Origin of the sequence: Hydrogenophaga electricum, from assembly GCF_030160815.1 — a bacterium.
In the GTDB taxonomy this organism is placed as follows: Bacteria; Pseudomonadota; Gammaproteobacteria; order Burkholderiales; family Burkholderiaceae_C; genus Hydrogenophaga; species Hydrogenophaga electricum.
Map to the genome: position 1 here is coordinate 1 of NZ_BSPB01000028.1, position 23,306 is coordinate 23,306.

The 23,306-nt window shown below is 66.3% G+C and carries 19 protein-coding genes and 2 pseudogenes; 9 read left to right on the forward strand and 12 right to left on the reverse strand.

Annotated features, from left to right (window positions below):
- Together QQK43_RS15210 and phnF are read right to left on the reverse strand one after the other, a co-directional pair.
- Positions 1-221: pseudogene (locus QQK43_RS15210) on the reverse strand (DUF1045 domain-containing protein); the annotation flags it as partial.
- Positions 203-952 (reverse strand): phosphonate metabolism transcriptional regulator PhnF, encoded by a 750-nt coding sequence (gene phnF / locus QQK43_RS15215; protein WP_348533538.1) that lies wholly within the window; start codon positions 950-952, stop codon positions 203-205. The pseudogene QQK43_RS15210 and the gene phnF, both read right to left, overlap by 19 nt.
- 78 nt (positions 953-1,030) lie before the next feature.
- Between phnF and QQK43_RS23425 the strand changes: the two genes are divergently transcribed.
- The 4 genes from QQK43_RS23425 to QQK43_RS15235 are packed head-to-tail and all read left to right on the forward strand — an operon-like array spanning position 1,031 to position 2,813.
- A complete protein-coding gene (locus QQK43_RS23425; protein WP_348533539.1) occupies positions 1,031-1,429 on the forward strand; it encodes a hypothetical protein in 399 nt (132 codons plus the stop codon).
- A 7-nt stretch (positions 1,430-1,436) separates the two neighbouring features.
- Positions 1,437-1,775, forward strand: coding sequence for an NIPSNAP family protein (locus tag QQK43_RS15225; RefSeq protein WP_284308407.1), 339 nt, complete (start codon positions 1,437-1,439; stop codon positions 1,773-1,775).
- Positions 1,772-2,116 carry an antibiotic biosynthesis monooxygenase family protein gene (locus QQK43_RS15230; protein ID WP_284308408.1) on the forward strand — a complete coding sequence of 115 codons (345 nt, stop codon included), beginning with the start codon at positions 1,772-1,774 and terminating at the stop codon, positions 2,114-2,116. The genes QQK43_RS15225 and QQK43_RS15230 overlap by 4 nt, the downstream gene beginning before the upstream one ends.
- A 4-nt stretch (positions 2,117-2,120) precedes the next feature.
- Positions 2,121-2,813, forward strand: coding sequence for an ArsR/SmtB family transcription factor (locus tag QQK43_RS15235; RefSeq protein ID WP_284308409.1), 693 nt, complete (start codon positions 2,121-2,123; stop codon positions 2,811-2,813).
- A gap of 12 nt (positions 2,814-2,825) precedes the next feature.
- Here QQK43_RS15235 and bla read toward each other — a convergent pair whose 3' ends face one another.
- Entirely contained in the window at positions 2,826-3,719 is an 894-nt protein-coding gene (gene bla, locus QQK43_RS15240) for a class A beta-lactamase (RefSeq protein ID WP_284308411.1), read from the reverse strand.
- A 104-nt stretch (positions 3,720-3,823) separates the two neighbouring features.
- Here bla and QQK43_RS15245 point away from each other — a divergent pair, with 104 nt between their 5' ends.
- Entirely contained in the window at positions 3,824-4,690 is an 867-nt protein-coding gene (locus QQK43_RS15245) for a LysR family transcriptional regulator (protein ID WP_284308412.1), read from the forward strand.
- 158 nt (positions 4,691-4,848) lie between these two features.
- On the opposite strand, the gene QQK43_RS15250 is transcribed toward QQK43_RS15245, so the two are convergent.
- From QQK43_RS15250 to QQK43_RS15275, 6 genes are all read right to left on the reverse strand, one after another.
- Complete coding sequence (locus tag QQK43_RS15250; RefSeq protein ID WP_284308413.1) at positions 4,849-5,982, reverse strand: hypothetical protein; 1,134 nt, start codon at positions 5,980-5,982, stop codon at positions 4,849-4,851.
- Positions 5,983-6,048: 66 nt separating this feature from the next.
- Positions 6,049-6,567 (reverse strand): type I restriction enzyme HsdR N-terminal domain-containing protein, encoded by a 519-nt coding sequence (locus QQK43_RS15255; RefSeq protein ID WP_284308414.1) that lies wholly within the window; start codon positions 6,565-6,567, stop codon positions 6,049-6,051.
- 173 nt (positions 6,568-6,740) lie between these two features.
- Positions 6,741-8,366 carry an ABC-F family ATP-binding cassette domain-containing protein gene (locus QQK43_RS15260; protein WP_284308415.1) on the reverse strand — a complete coding sequence of 542 codons (1,626 nt, stop codon included), beginning with the start codon at positions 8,364-8,366 and terminating at the stop codon, positions 6,741-6,743.
- Between the two features lie 169 nt (positions 8,367-8,535).
- Positions 8,536-8,790 (reverse strand): hypothetical protein, encoded by a 255-nt coding sequence (locus QQK43_RS15265; protein ID WP_284308417.1) that lies wholly within the window; start codon positions 8,788-8,790, stop codon positions 8,536-8,538.
- A gap of 175 nt (positions 8,791-8,965) precedes the next feature.
- The gene (locus QQK43_RS15270; protein WP_066151953.1) at positions 8,966-9,415 is read right to left on the reverse strand and encodes a carboxymuconolactone decarboxylase family protein; all 450 of its coding nucleotides are present in this window, start codon (positions 9,413-9,415) and stop codon (positions 8,966-8,968) included.
- A gap of 158 nt (positions 9,416-9,573) precedes the next feature.
- Positions 9,574-10,503: a sigma-70 family RNA polymerase sigma factor gene (locus tag QQK43_RS15275; protein WP_348533540.1), complete on the reverse strand. Its 930-nt coding sequence runs from the start codon at positions 10,501-10,503 to the stop codon at positions 9,574-9,576.
- 119 nt (positions 10,504-10,622) lie between these two features.
- On the opposite strand from QQK43_RS15275, the pseudogene QQK43_RS15280 reads away from it, so the two are divergent.
- Positions 10,623-10,772 (forward strand): annotated as a pseudogene (locus QQK43_RS15280) (DUF1428 domain-containing protein); the annotation flags it as partial.
- Between the two features lie 12 nt (positions 10,773-10,784).
- Here the strand turns inward: QQK43_RS15280 and QQK43_RS15285 are convergent.
- A complete protein-coding gene (locus QQK43_RS15285) occupies positions 10,785-11,390 on the reverse strand; it encodes a glutathione S-transferase family protein (protein ID WP_284308419.1) in 606 nt (201 codons plus the stop codon).
- Between the two features lie 113 nt (positions 11,391-11,503).
- On the opposite strand from QQK43_RS15285, the gene QQK43_RS15290 reads away from it, so the two are divergent.
- The 3 genes from QQK43_RS15290 (at position 11,504) to QQK43_RS15300 (ending at position 17,522) form a co-directional block, all read left to right on the forward strand.
- A complete protein-coding gene (locus tag QQK43_RS15290) occupies positions 11,504-12,472 on the forward strand; it encodes a helix-turn-helix transcriptional regulator (protein ID WP_284308420.1) in 969 nt (322 codons plus the stop codon).
- 333 nt (positions 12,473-12,805) lie between these two features.
- On the forward strand, positions 12,806-16,153 hold the full coding sequence (locus tag QQK43_RS15295; RefSeq protein WP_284308421.1) for an AAA domain-containing protein: 3,348 nt from the start codon (positions 12,806-12,808) through the stop codon (positions 16,151-16,153).
- Complete coding sequence (locus QQK43_RS15300; RefSeq protein WP_284308422.1) at positions 16,140-17,522, forward strand: phospholipase D-like domain-containing protein; 1,383 nt, start codon at positions 16,140-16,142, stop codon at positions 17,520-17,522. Before QQK43_RS15295 ends, QQK43_RS15300 begins: the two co-directional genes overlap by 14 nt.
- Positions 17,523-17,757: 235 nt before the next feature.
- On the opposite strand, the gene atzF is transcribed toward QQK43_RS15300, so the two are convergent.
- Together atzF and uca are read right to left on the reverse strand one after the other, a co-directional pair.
- Positions 17,758-19,593, reverse strand: a complete 1,836-nt coding sequence (gene atzF, locus QQK43_RS15305) for an allophanate hydrolase (RefSeq protein WP_284308423.1) — start codon at positions 19,591-19,593, stop codon at positions 17,758-17,760.
- Positions 19,594-19,625: 32 nt separating this feature from the next.
- The gene (gene uca / locus QQK43_RS15310; protein ID WP_284308424.1) at positions 19,626-23,252 is read right to left on the reverse strand and encodes an urea carboxylase; all 3,627 of its coding nucleotides are present in this window, start codon (positions 23,250-23,252) and stop codon (positions 19,626-19,628) included.
- Positions 23,253-23,306 lie beyond the last annotated feature (54 nt).

The window sequence follows — 23,306 nt, forward strand, 5'->3', positions numbered from 1 at the left end:
ATCGGGGCCTTGAGCGTGGCGTGCCAGCCGTAGCGCCGCGGGTCGGCGGTCAGGGCCGCCAGGGACGCCGGGTCCAGCCCGTCGATGGCGGGCTGGGGCAGGGACCAGCGCCGCAGCGCGCAGCGGCCCAGCCAGGCGCTGCCGCGCGCCCAGGCGTCGGATTCGGGGTCGGGCGCCGCATAGATCGCCACCCGGTGCGGCCTCAAAGGTTCATGCGCCATGGTCGTGGTCCACGGTGAGGGTGACTCGGTCGCCAGCGAACCAGGTGCCGGCGTATTCGATCGGCGTGCCGTCGGGGTCGACGTTCACGCTGCTGACGTACAGCGCCGGCCGGGTGGGCGGCCACGGCGGCCTCGGGCAGCCGCGCCGAAATGCGGCTCTGGCGCCGCGTGTAGTCGGGCACGCCCAGCGCGGCCAGGGCCTGGGTGATGGAGCCGCTTTCGCGCACGTGGGCGTCCAGCCCGGCCAGGCGCGGCAGCGGGAAGTAGCGGTCGCTGACGTGCAGCGGCTGGCCCCCGCCATCGCCGATCACCAGCAGGTGCAGCACCGCGCTGCCGGTGCGCAGGCCCAGCGCCTGGGCCACCTCGGCGCGGGCGCGCTCACTGCGGGCGGCAAGCACTTCGAAGCCACCCGGCAGGCCGGCCTGCGCGAGGTTCTGCCGGTGCCGGGTGCGCCGGCCCAGCACCAGATCGACGGCGAAATCCTCCACGTAGGTGCCGCTGCCCTGGCTGCTGCGCACCAGGCCGATCTGGCCCAGGCTCGCCAGCGAGCGGCGGATGGTGTGGCGGTTGACGCCGTAGCGCTCGGCCAGCGAATGTTCGGACGGCAGGCGCTCGCCCGGCACGTAGACGCCGCGGCGGATGGCGTCGGCCAGTTCGTGGGCGATGCGGGCCCAGAAGCTGTGGTCCGGCTCGGGCAATTGCAGGGGAAGGGTGGCGCTGGCTCTTGTCATGAAAGGGACACAGGTCAAACCTAAGCTGGCGGTCGACAACAAGTTGTCTACACAAATTGACCGCAGGCTATCACGATGATGTTTCACGCGTTTGACAACCCCGGGCCACCCCGCGCCCCGAATCCTTCTTCTACAACGACGCCAAGACCGACCCGCGCGCGCGAGATCGTCTTCAAGCTCGCCAAGCTCTCGGGCTTCAAGCCGTCGAGCAACGCGCAGCCGATCCCGATTCACAAACTCGACCTGTTCAGCCAGCGCAACAAGATCGACGCCGACACCACCCTGGCCAAGCTGTTTTCGGGAGCGGTGGAGGGCATCCGATCCACGGTCGCTTCGGTACTGCACGACATCGGCCACCTGCTCGCCGCCGAGCAGGCAGGCCCCGTACCCTGCACGCGGGCCCGCACCCTTCGGCCCGCACCGAAGCATCCGAAGGCCCACCGGCGGCACAGTGGACACCCTGTTCCACCCCTGTAGGGCCACCATGTCTGTCACCTGCTTCATCCGTTACCAGATCGACCCTTTCCAGCGCGAAGCCTTCCGCCGCTACGCCGAGGCCTGGGGCCGCATCATTCCCCGCTGCGGCGGCAACCTGCTGGGCTACTTCCTGCCGCACGAAGGCAGCAACCACATCGCCTGGGGCCTGGTCGGGTTTGACGATCTGGCCGCCTACGAACGCTACCGCGCCGTGCTGCGCAACGATCCCGAAGGCCGCGCCAACTTCGAGCTGGCGCAGACGCAGCGCTTCATCCTGCGCGAAGAACGCAGCTGGCTCGAAGACGTGGCCGGCACCGTCCACCAGGCCCGGCAGGTGGCGCCGTGATCGCGGTCATCTTCGAGGTGGAACCGCACGGTGGTTCGGCCGCGCCTTACCTCGACCTCGCGGCCGGCCTGCGGCCCGAACTGGAAGCCGTGGACGGCTTCCTCTCGGTCGAGCGCTTTGAAAGCCTGGCCCGACCGGGGCGCTACCTGTCGCTCAGCTTCTGGCGCGACGAAGCCGCCGTGCGTGCCTGGCGCAACCACGAACACCACCGCGCCGCGCAGCAGGCGGGCCGCGCGGGCGTGTTGGCGAACTACCGACTGCGCGTGGCCGCCGTGCTGCGCGACTACGGCCTGCACGACCGCGCACAGGCGCCCGCCGATTCGCGCGCTGCGCTACGCTGAGGCCATGACCCGCAGCACCCCGCACGAACCCCGCCTCGCCCGCGTGGCCGCCATGGTGGCCGACCCCGCGCGTTCGCGCATGCTGGCCTACCTGCTCAGCGGCGAATGCGCCAGCGCCAGCGAACTGGCCCGCGCCGCGTCGGTGACGCCCGCCACCGCCAGCGGCCACCTCACGCAGTTGCTGGAAGCGCGCTTCGTGGTCTGCGAACCGCGCGGGCGCCACCGCTACTACCGGCTCGCCGACGCCGACGTGGCCCACGCGCTGGAAGCCCTGGCCGTGGTGGCCGAGCGCGGCGAGCATGAACAGCAATGGGCCTCGTCCGAACGGGCGCGCCTGCGCGCAGCGCGCTGCTGCTACGGGCACCTGGCCGGGCGGCTGGGCGTGCAGGTGTTCGACGGCCTCATGGCGGCCCAGGGGCTGCAGCCGGTGAGCCCCGGCTACACGCTCACCGGCAGCGGCCGCGCCTGGCTGCAACGGCTGGGGTTCGACGCGCCCGTGCCCGGCAAGCAACGGCGCTACGCCTACCCGTGCCTGGACTGGTCCGAACGGCGCGACCACCTGGCGGGCGAGCTGGCCGACCGGCTGTACCTGCACCTGGTGGCGCAGGGCTGGGTGCGCCGCGGCACGGGCCGCGACGTGGCCATCACGCCGCTGGGGCAGCGGGTCCTGCTGCCGCTGCTGGCGCCGCCAGGCTGACCCGCCCCGGCATCAGAGCGCCCAGCCCTTGAAAACCGCTGCCGCCACCTGCGCGATGGCGGCTTCGCGCACCGCCAGGCTGGCCTTCGATTCGGTCAGGAACACGGCCACCACCAGGGGCGCGCGCCCCTCGGGCCCATAGACACCCACGTCGTTGGTGGTGCCGTGCGCGCCGGTGCCCGTTTTGCTGCCCACGCGCCAGCCCGGGGGCAGGCCGGCCGCCAGGCGCCGGGCATTGGTCTGGGTGGCCTGCAGCCACTGCACCAGTTGTTGCCGGCTGCCGGCCGACAGCGCATTGCCCAGGGCAAAGCGGTTCAGCAGCGCCGCCATGGCGCGCGGACTGCTGGTGTCGCGCGGGTCGCCCGGCGTGGCTTCGTTCAGCGCCGGCTCCCAGCGGTCCAGCCGCGTGACGGCGTCGCCGGCCTGCCGCGCAAACGCGGTCAGCCCTTCGGGGCCGCCGAGCGTCTGCAGGATCAGGTTGGCGGCCGCGTTGTCGCTCTGTGCCACGCTGGCCAGGCACAAGTCGCCCAAGCGCATGCCCGCGCCATCGGCGTGCTGCTCGGTCACCGGCGACCAGGGCAGCAAGGCATCGCGCCCGAAGCGGATGCGCCGGTCCAGCCGCTCGGTGCCCTGGTCCACGCGCTGCAGCACCTGTGCCGCCGCCAGCCATTTGAAGGCGCTGCACATCGGAAAGCGTTCATCCAGGCGGTGCCCCGTGAGCACGCCCGTCTGCGTGTCCAGCACCGCCACGCCCAGGCGGCCCGGGCTCTGCGCCTCGATCGCCGGCCAGGGCAGGGCCTTGGCCGGGTCTGGGCTGCCGGCCTCGGCCGCCGCAGCCCGGGAAAACTGGGGCAACAACACGCTGGCGGACAGCAGCGACACCCGGTGGAAATCTCGGCGCTTCATGGGATTGGATCTTTGAAAGAGAGAAAGAAGTGGGCGATGCTAGGCCGGTCCGCTGCTCCAAACAAACGGTGATTTTTGGCGCCAAACCCCAGAAAATCTGGGGCATGAACCTGCCCTTGAACGCCTTGCGCGCCTTTGAAGCCTCGGCCCGCCACCTCAGCTTCACCCTCGCCGCCACCGAACTGCACGTGACCCAATCGGCGATCAGCGCCCAGGTCAAGAACCTGGAGCAGCGCCTGGGCGCGCCCCTGTTCCGGCGCCTGCCGCGCGGCCTGGCGCTGACCGACGAAGGCCTGGCCCTGCTGCCCATGCTCAGCGAATCCTTCGCGCGCATGGGCGCGATCCTCAGCCAGTTTGAAAAAGGCCGCCTGCGCGAGCCACTCACCGTGGCCGCCGTGGGCACCTACGCCGTCGGCTGGCTGATGCCGCGGCTGCCGGCCTTCCGGCGCGACCACCCGTTTGTCGACCTGCGCCTGATGACGCACAACAACCGCGTCAACCTGGCCGGCGAAGGGCTGGACTTCGCCATCCGGTTCGGCGACGGTTCGTGGCACGGCACACAGGCCGAGCCCCTACAGCAGGCGCCGCTGACGCCCGTGTGCGCCCCCCAGATCGCGCAGCGGCTGCGCAGCCCCCAGGACCTGGCCGGCGAAACCCTGCTGCGCTCCTACCGCGCCGACGAATGGCCCCAATGGTTCGCGGCCGCCGGGCTGGCACCACCCATGCTGCGCGGGCCCGTGTTCGACACTTCATTGGCCATGGCCTCGGCCGCCGTGCAAGGCTTCGGTATCGCGCTGCTGCCGCCCAGCATGTTCACCGCCGACCTGCAACAGGGCCGGCTGGTGCAACCCTTTGACGTGCAGATCGCCCACGGCCGGTACTGGCTCACCTGGCTGAAATCGCGCAGCCCCAGCGCGGCGATGGGGGAGTTTCGGGCGTGGTTGGTGGGGGAGGTTGTGGACGGCGGCTAAAGGCTGAGGGCGGTCTTTCAACCTTGATGAATGCGAATGTCGCGTAAGCCCAGAGCTGACTCTCGCTTTCTTCCATGACTGTCAGCAGAAACGACCCTGTGCCCGCCTCCGAACCAGAGGCTCCCGGCTCATCTAAGACAAACCAGTGACTGATGTCTTCACTTTCTGTTCCCGTAAGCGTCCCGCAGCGCTGTGAAAAGCGCGAGATCGCCATCGAAGAACCGCTTGGCGCTCTCGGCATCCGGCAAACGCACCACCTGCTCATTCGGCGCCAATCCCAAAATTTCACGAGCTGCCCACGAGCCGCATGCCGCAATCCGCTGGACGTCGTCCCTGTGATTGGCAAGTGCGTAATCGCGCCAATCAGGAAGGTCTTTCAACACGCACAACACGATGTGACCCAACGAGTCGTAGTCGACCCAGTTGTGCTCAGTCGGGTGAAGCTCGCCCCCGAGCCCTCGACCATCTAGATTCCTCCAGTAGTCGGCGCCGTCACGTAACAGTTGACGTTCAGCGATCCATGCGTCCTTCAGCAGCGTATGTGCCCGGTTCAAGTTGAAGCGGCCTCGACACTGCTCCTTGCCAACACACTCGTATACGAACCAGTCGGTGAGTTGGTACGCGTGTACATCGAGCTGACTGAGATTGTGTCCTTCGGGGCTCGACAAGATCTGCGCATAGTCGAACTCATCAAAATGGTGGCGCACTTGGTGGTGTCGGAGCTCACCCAACTGGGCTAACGTGGGAATGAACGCCATCAAAATTTTTGACTTCCTTCGCGAGCAGGCCGCAAACTGGAGCACAACCCTGAACTCTGGCGCAGCTTCAAAGCCAGTGAGCGAGAGCGCAATAAGTTTCTTGATTGGCGCTACAGGACAGGAGCCAGGTTGATGGGGACCCAGCCAAGCAGGCATCCAACTGGCTTTACTTCCTGCCTTACCGAACTCGATGAGGGTACGTAAAGCCTGCGCCACATAGTTGTCGTTCAAGTTTCCAGGCTGGTCCGGGAACATTGCGTGCATCAACTCGAATGCTCCGGGGCTCGCTTTATCAACCAGACACTTGGCGACCCCCTCCAAGACGGCCACTGTCTGGTCTGGAAAGAACGCCGTGGCCACAATGTCCTTGATAGATCTCTTTTCAAGTGCGCTTTGCCACAGCGCGTATTCGTCGGTGATGGGCTTCACTTTGCGCCAGTTGTCGTAAACCTTCGCTCGCGCGTCCCGCACTCGTCGTTGTACGGAATGCGAAAACTCCTCAATTCGGCCAGGCGTCATCTCGAGTTCCAGCACGCGACTAACAACCTTGAGCGCGCGGCGCTTCTGGAAGAACCAGGCCTGCCAAGGACCGAGTAGGGCCTAAAGCAAGTGAAACTGGTCCGGCAGCTTCTTAACCTCCACGCGCGCGGCCGGTTGGGTGACGCTCTCATCACGGTCATACACCTCAAAGACTCGCCCGTCACACAGCACAACCAGAGCAGCATCGATTTCAGGGTGCACCGCATACAGCAGCGCCTGTTGCAGTTCTGCTGAGGTGAACTTAAGCGGCTTGCGCTTGACTTTCTTAGCCTCGATGACCCAGAAGGCCTGCGACCACAACGTCATTCGGTAGTCGATGAACAGATCACCATCCGCAACCTTCAGGTGCTTTTCACGTTGCGAGGAGAAGTATGTTTCTTTAGCGTAGCCAAGGACACGGATGACGGGGTCAATGATCTCTGCTCGGACGTCTGCCTCCGAATAGTTTGAGACGTCGTACTTCGAAATGCGCTCCAGTTCCGCCATCTGTTCGGGGATTAACGGCCATGGCGCCTTCGAGTGAAGCAGCAGTTCTCTGATGTCAGCAGCGGTTGCGATTTGAGGTCGTTTGGAGGCCATAGAGATTCGACGGGCGCGCCAGATGCGCTTGCATTATCCGATCAGTGCGATAGACGAGAACAGGCCTCGGCCGCGCACGAGTGACCGGTTCTTGCTGGTTCTCCTGAGACCGAGAGCATCGTACGAAGGGTCACTATCGCTGCAGCACCGACACCCACAGAAGCCCATCCCCTTCAACCCACCGCACCCAACCGCCACCCCTTCCCCGTCGCCTCCAACCGATCCGTCAACCCCAGTGCCTCCAGAAACACCGGATCGTGTGACGCCACCACCATGGCACCCTGGTAGCTCGTCAGCAGGGTTTCCAGCGCGCGCAGCGAAGGCAGGTCCAGGTGGTTGCTCGGTTCGTCGAGCAGCAGCAGGGGCGGTGGTGGGTCGGCATAGAGCGCGCAGGCCAGGGCGGCCTTCAGGCGTTCGCCCCCGCTGAGCAGGCGGCTGGGCAGCGCCACCTTCTGCGCGTCCAGGCCGAGTTGCGCCAGGCGCATGCGCAGCGCGCTTTCGTCCAGGGTGCGTTGGGCTTGCTGCAGTTGTTCCAGCACCGCGCGGTCCGGGTCAAGGTGGCCCAGGCTCTGGTCGAGGTAGACCGCGCCTGTGATCACCTGGCAGCGGCCCGCCAGCGGTTGGATCTGCCCGGCCAGGACTTTGAGCAGGGTGGATTTGCCGCTGCCGTTGGGGCCGGTCAGGCCGATGCGCTGGCGGCCGCGCACCTGCAGGCTGATGCGGCGCAGGGCCTCGGGCACGAAGGGCAGTTCAACGCCGTCCAGCTCGGCCACCAGGCGTTGCGCGACACCAGCGGTGGGCGGCGCGTGCAGGTGGATGGCGGCCTCGTCGGCCACCTGCTCGGCCGCTTCGCGCACGCGCTGCGCCAGGGCCTGCCGCGTGGCCGCCTGCTGCCGCAGCAGCTTGCCGGTGGCATGGTCGCTGCGCTCTTTCTGGCGGTCGAGCAGGATCTTCGCCTGGTTGGCCTGCTGGCCGGCGCGCGCGCCGCGGGCCTGGCGCTTCTCCTGCCGTTCGCGCTGCGCGCGCAGGGCCTGTTCTTCGCGCCGGCGGTCTAGCCTCGCGCGGTCGAGTTCGGCCACGGCGTTCTGCTGTTCGTGTGCCTTGGCCTGCGCATAGAACGCGTGGTTGCCGCCATAACTGCGCAGGCCCAGCGGCGACAGTTCGACGATGCGGTCCAGCGTGTCGAGCAACTGGCGGTCGTGGCTGATGACCAGCAGCCCCCGGGGCCAGTGCGCAAGCTGTTCGATCAGCGCCTGGCGGCTGGGTTGGTCGAGGTGGTTGCTGGGTTCGTCCAGGATCAGGAAGTCGGCCTCGGAGAGCAGCGCGCCGATCAACGCCACGCGCATGACCTCGCCGCCGCTGAGGCGGCTGGCCGGGGTATCGGCCCGCAGGTGCGCCAGGCCGTGTTGTTCAAGCGCGTGTTGCAGTTGCTGGCGGATGTGCCAGCGCTCGCCCACGGTGTCGAAATCCGCCGGTTCGGTGCTGCCCGCCTCGATGCGTTGCAAGGCAGCCAGCAACGCCTGCACGCCCGCCAGATCGGCCACGGTGGCGCCGGGCGCGGGCGTGCTGATCTGCTGAGCCAGGTAGTGCACCGAACCCGCACGCACGCAGCGCCCGCCGGAGGGCGGCTGCAGCCCCGCGAGCATCCGCGCCAGCACGGTCTTGCCGCTGCCGTTGCGACCGACCAGGCCGGTGCGGCGCTGGTCATCGAAGGTTTCGGTGAGGTGGGCGAACAGCAGGGTGCCGTCCGGGAGGACGCAGGACACGTCCTCCAAAGCGAGGTAATGGGTGGTCGCCATACACAGTCCAAAGATGCAAAGAGCTCCCCCGCGTTTGGGGGCAGTGGAGATTTGCCGTCAGGTCGACGGCGGCATCAGTGGCGCATGGGACGGGTACCTCGCTGGGGTGTGAAAGGCCGAATTGTAGGAGCGGCACCTTGATCGACCCCCTGGCCGACCGAAAGTTCGGTCAGGCGTCGAGCACGGTGAGCAGTTCGTCCAGGGCCTGGTGCGCCGCGGTGCCGTGCGCGTCGTCGGGCGTGCCCATGTTTTTCGCGGCCTGCAGATTACCGCGGCCGGCACCGTGAGCGGTGTGGAAGAACGCTCGCTGCGCGCGCTGGTGCAGCGCATGGGGCCCACCATCGATGCCAGCGTGCTGGCCACCCTGGCCACGGCCTGCCGCGACCAGCTTCAGGTGGGCTTCAGCTACCGCGCACTGCCTCATGCTCTGCGGCACCGGCCAGCTGGACTCGCTGGTCTACTGGCTCATGGCGCTGGACGTGGAGTTTGATGTGCTGGAGCCGCCCGTGCTGAAGGAGCGGCTGCGCCGGGTGAGTGAGCGGGTGGGGCGGAGTCCCGCCCTGGAAAGGACACAGGCAAGCATTGGCGGCCCGACAGGTTCACGCTTTGGCCCGCGGCTTCATACGGAAACTCACGCCCATGCGATTGATGGCGTTCATGGCGGCAATCGTGAGCGTCAGATCCACCAGATCCTTCTCACCAAACACGGCCAACGCGGCCGCATAGGCGTCATCGGAGGCGTGGGTCTCGCTCACGCGCGTCACCTCCTCGGACCACGCCAGCGCGGCGCGCTCCTGCTCCGAGAAGAGGTATTCCGCCTCGTGCCAGACGGGAACGAGCACCACCTTCTCCACCGACATGCCTTCGGCAAGCAGGTCCCGCGTGTGGATGTCGATGCAGTGCGCGCAGCCGTTGATCTGCGACACGCGCAGGAAGACCAGGTGCGTCAGCAAGCTCGGAAGGCCGGTGCTCTTGGTGACAAAGTGGTGCAGCGTGCCGACAGCCTTGGCACCCTCAGGAGAGACTTGGAACCAAACAGCGCGATTCATGAATCCATTTCCTTCGATGTGAATGATGGGCGGAGGCCAAAACCGACCTCCCGCTCACAAGACGTTTGACCCGAAGGCGCTGTGACACCAGTTGAAAAAAAATGCGAACGCCGCCAGGCCGCGCACGTTGTCGCGGCCACACACCGGAACCGGCGGCATCAGTGAGGATTCGGCCGGGGCAGCAAGTAGCTCTGGCGTTTGACACCCGCCAGCTTCGCGGGATTGCGCTGTATCCGCACCTGCGAGATGCGGCCAGCGTCGAACTCAAAGGCCTGGACGGACTCCAGTTCCCCTTGCAGGTAACGCAAGAGCGCCCACTCGCCGTTCAACCAGGCCAGTTCGAGTCGCATGTTGTCGCCATGTCGCCGGTGGTGCGCGTAGTAAAGCTGGGCAATGCGCCGGGCCCCGCTCAAAGGTGAGCGCAAGCTTGGACCGACCCCGCCAAAGTCGCCCATCAGGGCGGCCTCCTCGGCCAGCAGTGCCTGGATCCCCTGGAAGTCACCCTCCGTGATGGTCTGGATCAGGCGACGCAAAATCGCGTACTGCTCCTGCGGCGGGGTTCGCGCGTGCTGCCGATCTGCGCCGCGCACTTTCTTCAAACGTTGCTTGGCGCGGTGCACGATCTGGCGGGCCGACGCCTCGCTCTTGCCAATGGCCGCTGCGACCTGCTCGTAGTCGACTTCAAAGACCTCCCGGAGCAAGAACGCAGCCCGCGCCTCCGGGGTCAGGCAATCGAGCAGCACGAGGAAGGCGATGGAAACGTCATCGGCGAGTTCGCGGATCTGCTCCGGCGAGGCTGGTCCATCCTCGACCAGGGGCTCGGGCAGCCAGAGGCCCGGGTAGGCTTCACGTCGCAGCTTGGCAGAGCGCAGTCGATCGATGGCCATGCGCGTGGTGACCGTGACCTGCCAAGCCTCTGGAATGAGCACGGCGGCATGTGGATCCTTGAGTTCATCGTGCCAACGCAGCCAGACATCCTGCACCAAGTCCTCGGTCTCCTGGACGGAGCCAAGCATTCGATAGCCGATGGCCATCAGCCTTGGTCGCAAGCGTGAAAAGACTTCTTCAGACGGTGGGGACAAAGTCACCTTTTTGATATTCCTTCTATCGCCGTTCCTGCACGCGCAGCGCGGCGCCTGACCCATTGTGAGACATCCATTGAGCGCCCCATCGAAAAGATGTCGGGCTGCCTACAGTCCAGCGACTCCCGAGCGAGGCCTGGGGCGACGCCGGTATGAAAAAGATGCTGGAAGACCCGCGCATGGACCCGGCCAACCCCGACAACCCGCCCATGCCTTTCGACGGCAAACGCATGATCTTCGGCGGCTTCGAAACGGTGGTCGAAGTGAAGGCTTGAGCGGCTGTTCGCTCAGGCGTCGATCTGCATCGCCGGGCGCGCCTGCACCTTCTGCAGCCAGGCGTTGGTGGTCGGGTGCTCGGCCACCGGCGCGCCGAGGTAGGCGCTGTAGCCGATCACCGAGGCCACGATCAGGTCGACCAGCGAGTAGGCATCGCCGAGCAGCCAGGGGTGCTGGTTCAGGCGCCCGTCGAGCACGCTGAGCAGCTCGTCCAGGGCCTTGTGCGCCGCGGCGCCGTGGGCATCGTCGGGCGTGCCCATGTCCTTCGCGGCCTGCAGCCGCACCAGCTGAGCGCCGTAGGTCACGTAGGACCAGGTGCTCCAGGCCATGGCCTGCAGGTGTTCCGGCGTGCCGCCGGCCGGCCACAGGCCGCTCTTCGCGCCGTAGGTTTGGCCCAGCCACAGCTCGATGGCCAGCGCCTCGAACATCGGCGCGCCGTCCACGGTCAGGGTGGGCACCTTTCCGTTGGGGTTGAGGGCCAGGTAGTCGGGCCGGCGCTGCTCGCCGGTGGTGATGTCGACCTTGACGCGCTCGTGCGGCACGCTGAGTTCGGCGAGGGCGCAGGCGACCGGGGTGGCGCTGGACATGGGGTGCCAGTAGAGAACGATCTGGGACATGGTGGGCTCCTGGGTGGTGTGGGTGGCGGGCCCGGCACCGCGCCGAACCCGTGGCCGCAATGTCGCGCCCATTGCGGACAGCTTCGGCCCTCGATAAAAGTTAGAGTGCGGCCATGCTTTCATCGTCCTCGCGCCTGCTGCGGGTGCTGTCGCTGCTGCAGACCCGCAGCCACTGGGCCGGCCCCGAACTGGCCGAGCGGCTGGCCGTGCACCCGCGCACGCTGCGGCGCGACATCGACCGGCTGCGCCAGCTCGGCTACCCCATTCACGCCAGCAGCGGCGTGGCGGGCGGCTATGCGTTCCGCGCGGGGCAGTCGCTGCCGCCGCTGCTGCTGGACGACGAAGAGGCGCTGGCGGTGGCCATTGCCCTGCAGATCGCCGCGGCCGGCACCGTGAGCGGTGTGGAAGAAAGCTCGCTGCGCGCGCTGGTGAAACTGGAACAGGTGATGCCCACCCGCCTGCGCCGCCGCACGGGTGCGCTGCGCTCGGCCATCGTGCCGGTGCAGCGCATGGGACCCACCATCGACGCCAGCGTGCTGGCCACGCTCGCCACGGCCTGCCGCGACCAGCTGCAGGTGGGGTTCAGCTACCGCGACCTGCGCGGCCAGGCCAGCGTGCGCCAGGTGCAGCCGCACGGACTGGTGCACACCGGCCACCACTGGTACCTCGTGGCCTGGGACCCGGCGCGCGACGACTGGCGCACCTTCCGCATCGACCGCGTGCAGGGCACGCCCCGCACCGGCGCGCACTTCGCGCCGCGCCCGCCGCCCGCGGGCGACCTGCGCGCCTACGTCACCGGGGCCATGGCCGGCGTGCACCCGCAGGGCGACCAGGCGCGCGTGGTGCTGCACCAGCCGCGCGAGGTGATGGCCAAAACCATTCCCCCATCCGCCGCCACGCTGGAAGCGATCGACGATACGCACTGCCTCATGCTCTGCGGCACCGGCCAGCTGGACTCGCTGGTCTACTGGCTGATGGCGCTGGACGTGGAGTTTGATGTGCTGGAGCCGCCCGTGCTGAAGGAGCGGCTGCGTCGGGCGAGTGAGCGGGTGGGGAGGAGTTTGGAGCGGGGTGGGGGGTGAGCATAGTGGTCGCGACAAAGGTTCAGGTCAGCTGCAAGACCGCTTTGGGCTGAACTCGATCGGTCAAGCTTGACATCACAAACGTCCGCTAGACCGGATGCCGGTCGCCGACCAACTCGCGGCGTGGTTATCGGCTACCCTTCGACCGAGATGCCACCAAGCTGCAGTTGTGTGTCCGACGGCACGCCGACATCAACGACGAAGTTGAGAAGAAGCAACCTCTGCAGTACCCCTATTGACCCCGGAAGATTGGCCCATGAAGCTTGCGTTTAGCTGGACTCTTGACGGCGCTAACTTCGCTGGGGAGTGATTCTTGGAGCGTAGACTGCCCGTATGAGTTCGCGTGCATTTCTCTTTTCTGACTTTGAGGCATCGGATGTCAAGCGTACGGGCGGGATGTCTGAAATTGTGCGTGCCAAGTTGACCTCGACGGGTGACATATGTGCACTCAAGTTCTCCAGCCGAGTTGACGGCGATTCTCAAGCCACCGCGAGCTTTGCTCGAGAGGAGGCCGCTCTTAGCGACTTGTCTCATCGTCACATCGTGCGGCTGCTCGGAATCGGTACTGATGGTGCGAAGAGGTTTCTCGTGCTGGAATGGCTCGAAGAAACACTCGCCGACTACATACAGTCGGTGGGCCCCATGGAGTGGTCGGTCTTCTACGAGAACTTCGGAAGGCCAATTCTCGACGCTCTCAAACACGCACACGCAAGAACCTATATCCACCGCGACCTGAAACCTCTCAACATCATGTTGAACCGCATGCGCGAGCCGAAGCTGACCGACTTCGGAATATCGCGCTCGACCGGTGATATCCGACTCGGGGTCACGTTCGCATCGGCGGGATCACCGCCCTGGACCCCGCCTGAGCTGGACGATGGCTTGTTCAGCGAGCGTCGAGACCTCTATTCCTGGGCGGCGATTTGTGTGGCATGCCTCACGGGTCGTGTGGACTACCGTGGCGTGGCCGACCTGCGCGCGGCAGCAAAGGGCCTCGGGCAAGCTGCCCCGCAGAAACTCCTCGAACGATGCCTGTCGGATTCTCCGCATGAGCGTGTGGAGTCCGCGAGCTTCCTAATGTGGAGCCTCGACGACTTTCACCGTAGCCGATTGCTCGAAGTTGATCGCGTCCGGCAGATTGGTGTTGAGATTTCAGCGCATGTTCACAGGAAGCTGGAAGACCTATTGCCCGCAGAAGCCGATGCCGATGCGCGTGTGCAGCGATTGTTCCGGGACTTCGAGGAGCCTTGCGACGTGTCCCGCCTGCACGAGGGGGACTTGGAGTTTGCTGGTAGCACCCTTGTGATTCGCTCGGCGCGAGGCTCTTCTGACTCGCCATGGCTAGTCGTCAAGGACATTCGCGCCGCTTCACTGGTTGCTGCCGTGACCGCGACCGCCCGGCTGTCTATTCGGCTCGTGGAGCGAGGCCCTGGGGTAGCCGTTACCCCGGAACTCAGGGCAAACATCTCGTTCCTGGAGTCGTTCTTGCTTGCTGCGGAGGAGCGAGCACAGGAAGAGCAGCGGCGTCGGGACGAAGAGCGCTACTTGAACATGCTCCAGGACACGGTGTCGTCTCGCATGCGTGCGTTGCGTGACATGCCTGCGCTCGAATACGACGACGGGAAGTGGGACGGGGGCGAGTTCGTCGTCAAGATCATTGGAGTTCATTCGCTGAGGCCTGGCGAGAAGCGTGTAATTCGTACCTCTCAGGCAATCTTGGTGCTGCAGGTGAGCGGGATTCAGCATGACCGTGCCCGCTTGCGACCCATTGGCCATCGACGGCAGATCCCTCCAGAGGGCGTTCTGCGAGTCGACACGGTTGCGCAACGGCGCGCATTGGAACGCCAAGAAGAGGCGGTCAAGGCCTTGAGATCGGACATGGCAGTGATGCCGTCGCTCCGTCGCTTGATGCTGCGTCCCGCTTCAGCAGACCTGCCTGAGACCGGTGGACGGCCAGGCCCTGAAGGGCTAAGCGAAGACAAAGTGAAAGTGCTGGACGCAGCGCTCGGAATGCGGCAGCTCATGGTCGTCGAAGGCCCGCCGGGTACGGGAAAGACCACGCTGATCACAGCTATCGTCAAGCAATTCTTGCGCGAGAACCCAGGGAGCCGGATCCTGATTGCAGCTCAGACTCACATCGCGATTGATCACGTTGTGAGCAAGCTGCTGAAGGACGAAGCCTTCGTAGATCGTGTGGTACGGGTGGCCAGGGCGGATGAGGAAAAGGTCTCCGACGAAGTGCGCCCAGCGCTACTGGACCGATGTCTTGCGCGTTGGTGCCAGAAGGCCGCGGAACGTTCACGCGCATTCCTGCGCCAGCGCGGCCTAGCGGTTGGCCTGAACGCGTCGGAGGTGGAGCTCTCGGTTCGACTGGAGGCGCTGCTTGCAGCGTGCAAACGAAATAAGGAAGTGGTTTCCTCCCTGGGGGCAGCTGAACAGCGCCGGGACGAGGCCGAGACGCTGGCTGTTGCAGCGCCGGAAGCTGACGTTGGCGGGTTGGAGACAGCGACAATCGAGACTGTCACCTTGGCAGAGTTGGAACAGGAGCGGGAGCTTCTGGGCGAGCGCATCCAGCGACTGCGAGACGAACTGCGGACCTTGGGCGAAGACGGGCGGCTTCTAGCCGAAGTACCTGAAGACGAGCAGGCAACCTGGTTGCAAATGCTAGAGCAGCGGGACGAGACTTGGCGGGCCTTTCGCAAGGAGCTTGAACTTCAAGTCGCCTGGCTGGACGTCCTTGGGCAGTTGAAGCAGCTAGAGGAAGTCGTGCTGCGCGGTGCGTCTGTTGTCGCTGGCACTTGCGTGGGCTTGGGCAGCAGCGAAGCGTTCGCAAGGACACGGTTCGACCTTTGCATCATCGACGAAGCGTCCAAGGCAACACCTACCGAGGCTCTCATACCGATGGTACGGAGCGCGCGCTGCCTGGTGGTCGGCGACCCTCGACAGCTGCCGCCTTACGACGGGGACGCCGTTGAAGTGGAGGGATACGGGGCAGAGGAGTCGAGGGAGACGCTACTTGATTACCTGATCCCGCGTCTGCCTCCAGCATGCGTCGAGCGGCTAACTCACCAGCATCGCATGTGCGCAGGCATTGGAGGCCTTATCAGTACCTGTTTCTACGACGGAGTACTCAAAAACGAACGTCCTGACGTGAACCGACCAGATTGGCTGCGCAAGAAGTTTCCCAAGCCGGTTGTCTGGATCGATACGCCGAACTCGCCGCAGCAGAGGCGAATTCACACGTACACGAACCCTGGCGAGCAGGACGCGGTGCTTAGCTTACTCAAGACCATTCAACACGGGGCAAGCCGTGCGCAGCAGAAGGTGTCCGTGGCAGTGATTGCCGGCTATGCAGCACAGGCGGAGGCACTCGACGCGCGAATTCAACGCGACTCCTTCGGCTCGCTGGCGATCGAAGTCGCTACGGTCGACTCGTTCCAGGGGAAGGAGGCGGACATCTGCATGTTCTCCGTTACGCTGAGCAACTCGTCGGACTTCCTGGGGTTCCTCCGCAGTATGAAGAGGCTCAATGTCGCGCTGTCACGACCAAAGGATCTCTTGGCAATCGTCGGAGACCAAACGTTTTGCTACCAGGTCACCGGGGATAACCCTTTCGTCAATGTCATCGACTACATAGAGGCGAACCCATCGTCATGCGAGACGCGTCGTGATAGCAAGTGACTCCATAAGGCTAGCAGCGGCTCACTTGTCGGAGGGTGACGATGTTCCCTCCGCCATCGCACCGGCAGCCATCCCGTACTTCTTGGTTCGCCTCACCGCGATTTGCATAGAACGTCGCGAACTTGGGGTTGTTAGGGAGTTCGCGCTTCGTGCCCTGGCGGCCGGACTTGAGGCCAGTTCAGATCTGGCGGGCTTTCTTGGGATCGATCAACAGGAGATGGACCTCGAGTTGGCTGCGATGCAGGTAGATCTGTTCATTGGAAAACTGGCATCAGGTGGGTTCTATCTACTGGAGAAAGGCAAACTAGCGATCAGCCAGAGCGGTCTGCCTCGTGTTGCCGAAAGGGAGGCAGCCTGCTATGTGAACGGGGTCACCCGACGAATCGAGCACGCCGTTGGTGAGTTGAGTCCAAAGAGAAAACTACCGGATGGGACGCTCATCCTCCCAGCAGTTCCGGCAAGACCGCCTCATGTGGATGAACTGGACCTAGCTGGAGTTCGGTCAGCCATGGCTCTTGCAAGGAACTCGCTTCCCCGGGTCTTAGAAGTATCTAGGCTTGGGCGCGTGGTACGGGCTACTAACCTCTTCGCTACCGGGCACCTTATGGTACGCAAAGGTACGCATGCGGTCCCTATCGTTTGCGTGGACGGGGCGGCGGACTCGGATCTCGCGCGAAGGCTCGGAGCCCATCCGGCACTAGAGGCCCTGAAGACGTGCATGGAGAAGCAGGAGAAGCAGATTCGTCACTTGCTTGGGCAAATCTCTCCAAAGGTTCGCGGGGTGAAGCATGCTCCCCCTGAGTCTGTCCGACGAGCAATTGCGGCATTCATCACCTATGTTGATGCCGAAGCGGAGGGGATCGCAAACGCCAAGGTGGCATTCCTTGCGACGGTCAAAGAATTGACGAAGACAACTCACTGGGCAACTGGCCTCGAGTTCGATGTCCTACTCAGTGCATCACTGTTGTCGGCAAGAGGTCGCCTGTTGATCGTGGCACCCAGCATAGTTGAATTCCTGGGATCGAACAGGGGAAATCTCGTGCAGGATGCCGTCCGAAGAGGCGTCAAGATCGAGCTTCACCTTCCTGCGTCAGAGTCTCAGGTGCTGGATCGCCGAAGGGAACTTCGTCCCAGCCTCAATGGCGTACAGGTCGAGCAACTAAAGTCGACTGGGGAGTGGTTCGGGTTCTGCTGCGACGAGTCTTACACGGTGATAGGCGCGTCACGTCCAGAGCAAACCTCTATGGGTAGGTTCGACTATGTCTTTGGGGCTCTTATCGTCAGCGAGTCGGATAAGCTGCTTCGCGACACAGCCGTCAAGTTCGGTGCAGCTGTCATGGTCAAGCAAAAGCGCAGGGTCTCGAAGTGAGTCAAGCTAGGCGTCGAGCAAACGCAAACAATCGAAGTTCGAGTGAGTAGCGCCGCGGAAGCGTCGCCGCGCGCAGCCGATAACTGCAGCCTAGTTGTGGCTCCGCTGCCTGCAATACGTCGACCCGGCTCGCGAAGATCTGAAAGTCTGCTACGTGACGCAGAACGCGCGTTCGGTGCACTTTTTTTGGCTGTCAGCTATTGCCTTGCTCCCACAAAAGAGAATGCACTTGCCCTCAGGCGTTCTTCGCCAACCACTCACGCCAACTCCCCAACTCCGTGATGTCGGTCCCGCCCTCCACGCCAACCGCCTCGCACACAAACCCACTGACCCACGACCCATCGGCCAGCTTCACCTTGCCGATGCCCAGCGGGGCGGGGATGCCGTCGACGAAGCTGCCGAAGTGTTCGGCGGGCAGTTCCCAGACTTCCATGTCGATCGCGGCACCGCCTTCCTTGACGCGCACCATGCCGGGCCGCTGGACCGGGCCGCCGGCCAGGGCGTAGAACTTGTATTCGGGCGCGGACTGTACCGCGCCGAGCAGGCGCGCGCCGCGCTGGGTGAGTTGCCAGTTGAGCGGCAGGCCGCTGAGGTGGGCGCCGCAGACCGCGACCTTGACGGTGCCGGCGGTGTTGCTGCCTTTTGGCAGCTCGGCGGTGTTGATGGCCGGGGTGTCGGCCAGCGTTGCGGAGGTGGCGCCGAGTGACAGCGCCTGCGCGCGGTGGAAGCGATCGGCCAGGCGCAGCAGCGGCACGTCCTTGAACGCGGGCGCGGCCAGGGTCACGCCCCAGGGCAGGCCCTGCGCGTCGCCGCTGCCCTGGAAGCCGGCGGGCACGGCGACAGCGGCGTAGTCCAGCAGGTTCATGAAGTTGGTGTAGTGGCCGAGGTTGCTGTTCAGGCGGATCGGGTCGGCCTGCATGTCGACGATGCGGTAGATGGTGCCGGCGGTGGGCGTGAGCAGGCAGTCCACGTCTTGCCACACCGCGTCGCACACGCGCTTGAACGCCTTGAGCTTGTAGCTGGCCGCGAAGGCTTCCGCGGCGGTCTTGGTTTTGCCGCCCTGGATGATGGTGCGCACGGGCGGGAACACGGCCTCGGGTTGGGCTTCGATGAAGTCCTGGATGGCGACGTAGCGCTCGGCGACCCAGGGGCCTTCGTAGAGCAGGCGCGCGGCGTCGAGGAAGGGCGTGAGGTCGATCTCGACGGCGGTGCCGCCGAGGGCGTGCAGGCGTTCGATGCTTTGCGCGAACAGCCCGATGGCCGCGTCGTTGCCGAAGAAGTTGAGGTCTTGCGGGCGCGGCACGCCGAAGCGGAAGGGGCCGGCGGAGAAGTCCACGCCGAAGGGCTTGGCCGCGCGACTGAAGGCGTCGGCTTCGTCGGGCACGGCGGCCACCGCGAGCACGGCCTGCGCGTCGGCGGCGGTGAGCGCGAAGATGGACACGGTGTCGACCGAGCGGCAGGCCGGCACCACACCGGTGGCCGAGAGCAGGCCGAGGCTGGGCTTGAGGCCGATGAGGTTGTTGAAGCTGGCGGGCACGCGGCCCGAGCCGGCCGTGTCGGTGCCCAGTGAGAACGACACCCAGCCCTTGGCCACGCTCACGGCCGAGCCGCTGCTGGAGCCGCCCGAGACGAAGTCGGGGTTGAAGGCGTTGCGGCAGGCGCCGTAGGGCGAGCGCGTGCCGTTGAGGCCGGTGGCGAACTGGTCGAGGTTGGCCTTGCCCAGCGGCACGGCGCCGGCCGCGATGAGCTGCTGCACGAGGAAGGCGCTCTGCGTGGGCGTGTAGGCGTATTCGGGGCAGCCGGCGGTGGTGGGGATGTGCGCGAGGTCGATGTTGTCCTTGATCGCGAACGGCACGCCGTACAGCGGCAGGCTGGCCGTGTCCACGCCGTCGAGGTGGGCGAGGTAGGGCTCGATCTCGGCGTCGGTCAGGCGGTGGATGAAGGCGTGGGGGGCGTCGCTGGCGCAGCGGCGCATGGCCTCGGCGATGACGGCGCGCACCGGGGTGCCGGCGGCGTAGGCGGCGCGCAGGCTGGCGAGGTCGAAGGACAGGTCTTCAAGGTTCAGGGGCATGGTGTGCTCCGGGGTTTCTGTTCGGTTCGCGTTCAGTCTTCGGTGACCAGCACCAGCACGTCCTGGCCGGCGGCCACGGGCGCGCCTTCGCGGCACATGAGGCGGTGCACGGTGGCGTCCTGCGGCGCGAGCACGCTGAATTCCATCTTCATGGACTCGACGACGAGCAGCACGTCGCCGGCCGCGACGCGCTGGCCTTCGCTGACCAGCACCTTCCACACGCTGCCGGGCACGCTGCTGGCCAGCGGCCGGCCGCCGGGCGGCAGGTCCAGCTCGACGCTGGCATCGGCCGCGGCCACGTCGGCATCGCCCGCGTAGGCGAGTTGCCCGCTGGCGGCCCAGCGCTCGCGCTCTGCGTCGAAGGCGGCCTGCTGCTGCGCCTTGAAGGCGCCGATGCTGGGCGCGTTGTCGGCCAGGAAGCGGCGGTAGTCGCGCAGGCTGAAGGTGGTCTCTTCGACGTGCAGCGCATAGCCGCCGTGCGGGAAGGCGGCGCGGATGCGCAGCAGCTCGTCCTGGTCCACCGGCACGAAGCGGATCTGGTCGAAGAAGCGCAGCAGCCAGGGCTGCTCGAACACCGAGCCGGGCTCGCCGTGGCGCCAGCGGTTCCACATCTGCAGCGTGCGGCCGACGAACTGGTAGCCGCCGGGGCCTTCCATGCCGTAGACGCAGAGGTAGGCGCCGCCGATGCCGACGGCGTTCTCGGGCGTCCAGGTGCGCGCGGGGTTGTACTTGGTGGTCACCAGGCGGTGGCGCGGGTCCACCGGCGTGGCCACCGGCGCGCCCAGGTACACGTCGCCCAGGCCGAGCACCAGGTAGCTGGCATCGAACACGACCTTGAACACGTCGTCGATGCTGTCCAGCCCGTTGATGCGGCGGATGAACTCGATGTTGCTCGGGCACCAGGGCGCGTCGGGCCGCACCGACTGCATGTACTTCTCGATGGCGAGTTTGGTCTGGGGGTCGTCCCAGCTCAGCGGCAGGTGCACGACGCGGCTGGGCACGACCATGTCGTCGACCGCGGGCAGCGCGGCTTCGGCCTCGACCAGCACCTTGAGCAGCTCGGCGCGCGAGACCTTGGACGGGTCGAAGTGCAGCTGCAGCGAACGGATGCCGGGCGTCATGTCGACGATGCCGGGCAGTGTGCCGGCGGCCATGCGCGCTTGCAGCGCCTGCATGAGCACGTGCACGCGCAGGCGCAGTTCGATGTCCAGCACCAGCGGGCCGAACTCGACCAGCAGGTAACGGTCGCCGGCCTGGCGCACCACCATGGCGGGCACGGCCTCGTCTTCGCGTGCCGGGTCTTCGTAGACGATGGGTGTGGGATGGGCGGTGGCGTCGTCGTTTGGCGTCGCGGGCAGTGCCTGTTGGAGTGTGGCCAGCGCGGCTTCGACGGTGGCGCTGCGGTCCAGCGCCTGATCGAGCGAGAGGCGGTGGAAGCGCACCGTGTCGCCGGGGCGCAGCTGGCCGAGCTTCCAGAGTTCGGCGTCCACCACCACGGCCGGGCAGACGAAGCCGCCGAGGCTGGGGCCGTCGGGGCCGAGGATGACCGGCATGTCGCCGGTGAAGTCGATGGCGCCGATGGCGTAGGCGTTGTCGTGGATGTTGGACGGGTGCAGGCCCGCCTCGCCACCGTCGCTGCGCGCCCACTGCGGCTTGGGGCCGATGAGGCGCACGCCGGTGCGGCTGGAGTTGTAGTGCACCTCCCAGTCGGTGGCGAAGAAGGTGGCCACGTCGTCGGGCGTGAAGAAGTCGGGCGCGCCGTGCGGGCCGTAGAGCACGCCCACGTCCCAGTGGTGGGTGAAGGCGGGCACGGTGTCGGCGGCGGCGCTCACATCGGCCGTGCCAGCGCCGGGCGCGGCCAGGTGCAGCACGTCGCCGGTGCGCAGGTGGCGGCCGGCGTGGCCGCCGAACTGGCCGAGCGTGAAGGTGCTGCGGCTGCCCAGGTAGAGCGGCACGTCGAAGCCGCCGCCGACCGCCAGGCAGAGGCGCGCGCCGGCCTCGGCGCGGCCGATGGCGAGCACGCTGCCGGCGGCCACGCGGTGGCTCTGCCACATGGGCAACGGCTGTCCGTCCAGCGCAACCGGTGCGGGTGCGCCGGTGACCGCAATCACTGCATCCGCGTTGAAGCGCAGCACCGGGCCCGAGAGCGTGATCTCCAGCGCGGCCGCGTCGGCGGCATTGCCCACCAGCCGGTTGGCCATGCGGTGCGCGTAGGCGTCCATGGGGCCGCTGGGCGGCACGCCCACGTCCCAGTGGCCCAGGCGGCCGGGCCAGTCCTGCACGCTGGTCTGCACGCCGGGCTCGACCACTTCGACGGTGGCGGGGCGGAAGTGGAAGCTGTTGAGAAAACGCGTGACCTGCCGGCCTTCGCGGAACACCGGGTCGCGCACCACCTGGCGCAGGTAGCCCAGGTTGGTCTCGATACCGGCCAGGCGCGTGGCGGCCAGCGCGGCATCCAACTTCGCCAGCGCCTGTTCGCGGTCGGGCGCGGTGACGATGAGCTTGGCCAGCATGGGGTCGTACCAGGCGGGCACCTCGGTGCCGCGCTCGACCCAGCCGTCCACACGGGCGTCGGCGGGGAACACCACCTCGGTCAGCAGACCGGCGCTGGGCTGGAAGTTCTTCGCCGGGTCTTCGGCGTACAGCCGCACCTGGATGGAGGCGCCCTGCGGCGTGGGTTTCAACATGTCCAGCGAGGGGAGTTCGCCGGCCGCGAGTTGCACCATCCACGCCACCAGATCAACCCCGGTGACCTGCTCGGTCACGCCGTGTTCCACCTGCAGGCGGGTGTTGACTTCGAGGAAGTAGAACTGGCCGGTGGCCGCGTCGTAGACGAATTCCACCGTGCCGGCGGAGCGGTAGTTCACCGCCTGCGCCAGGCACACCGCGGTGGCGTGCAGTTCGCTGCGTTGCGCATCCGTCAGGCCCGGCGCGGGCGTCTCTTCGATCACCTTCTGGTTGCGGCGCTGCACCGAACAGTCGCGCTCGCCCAGCGCGAGCACCGTGCCCGCGCCGTCGCCGAAGACCTGCACCTCGATGTGGCGCGCCTGCTCGACGTACTTCTCCAGGAACAGGCCGGCGTCCTTGAAGTTGGCGCTGGCCAGGCGCTGCACCGAGGCGAAGGCGTCGCTGAGTTCGTCCTCGCTCCACACCAGCCGCATGCCGATGCCGCCGCCACCCGCGGTGCTTTTGAGCATGACCGGGTAGCCGATGCGCAGCGCCTCGGCACGCGCCTGCGCCGCGTCGGCCAGCAGGCCGGTGCCGGGCAGCAGGGGCACGCCGCGCTGTTCGGCCAGATCGCGCGCCGTGTGCTTCAGGCCGAAGGCGCGCATCTGCTCGGGCGTGGGGCCGATGAAGGCGATGCCCGCGTCTTCGCAGGCCTGGGCAAAGCCCGGGTTCTCGGACAGGAAACCGTAGCCGGGGTGGATGGCCTCGGCGCCGCAGTCGCGGGCGATCTGCAGGATGCGCTCGGCCCTGAGGTAACTCTCGGCCGCGGGTGCGGGGCCGAGCAGGTAGGCCTCGTCGGCTTCGCGCACATGGCGCGCCTGCGCGTCGGCTTCGGAATACACGGCCACGCTCTGCACGCCCAGGGCTTTGAGCGTGCGGATGATGCGGCAGGCGATGGCGCCGCGGTTGGCGATCAGGACCTTGCGGAACATGGTGTCTCCGGTGGCAGGCCGTCCTGCCCAAACAAGGAAATCAGACGGGTCGTC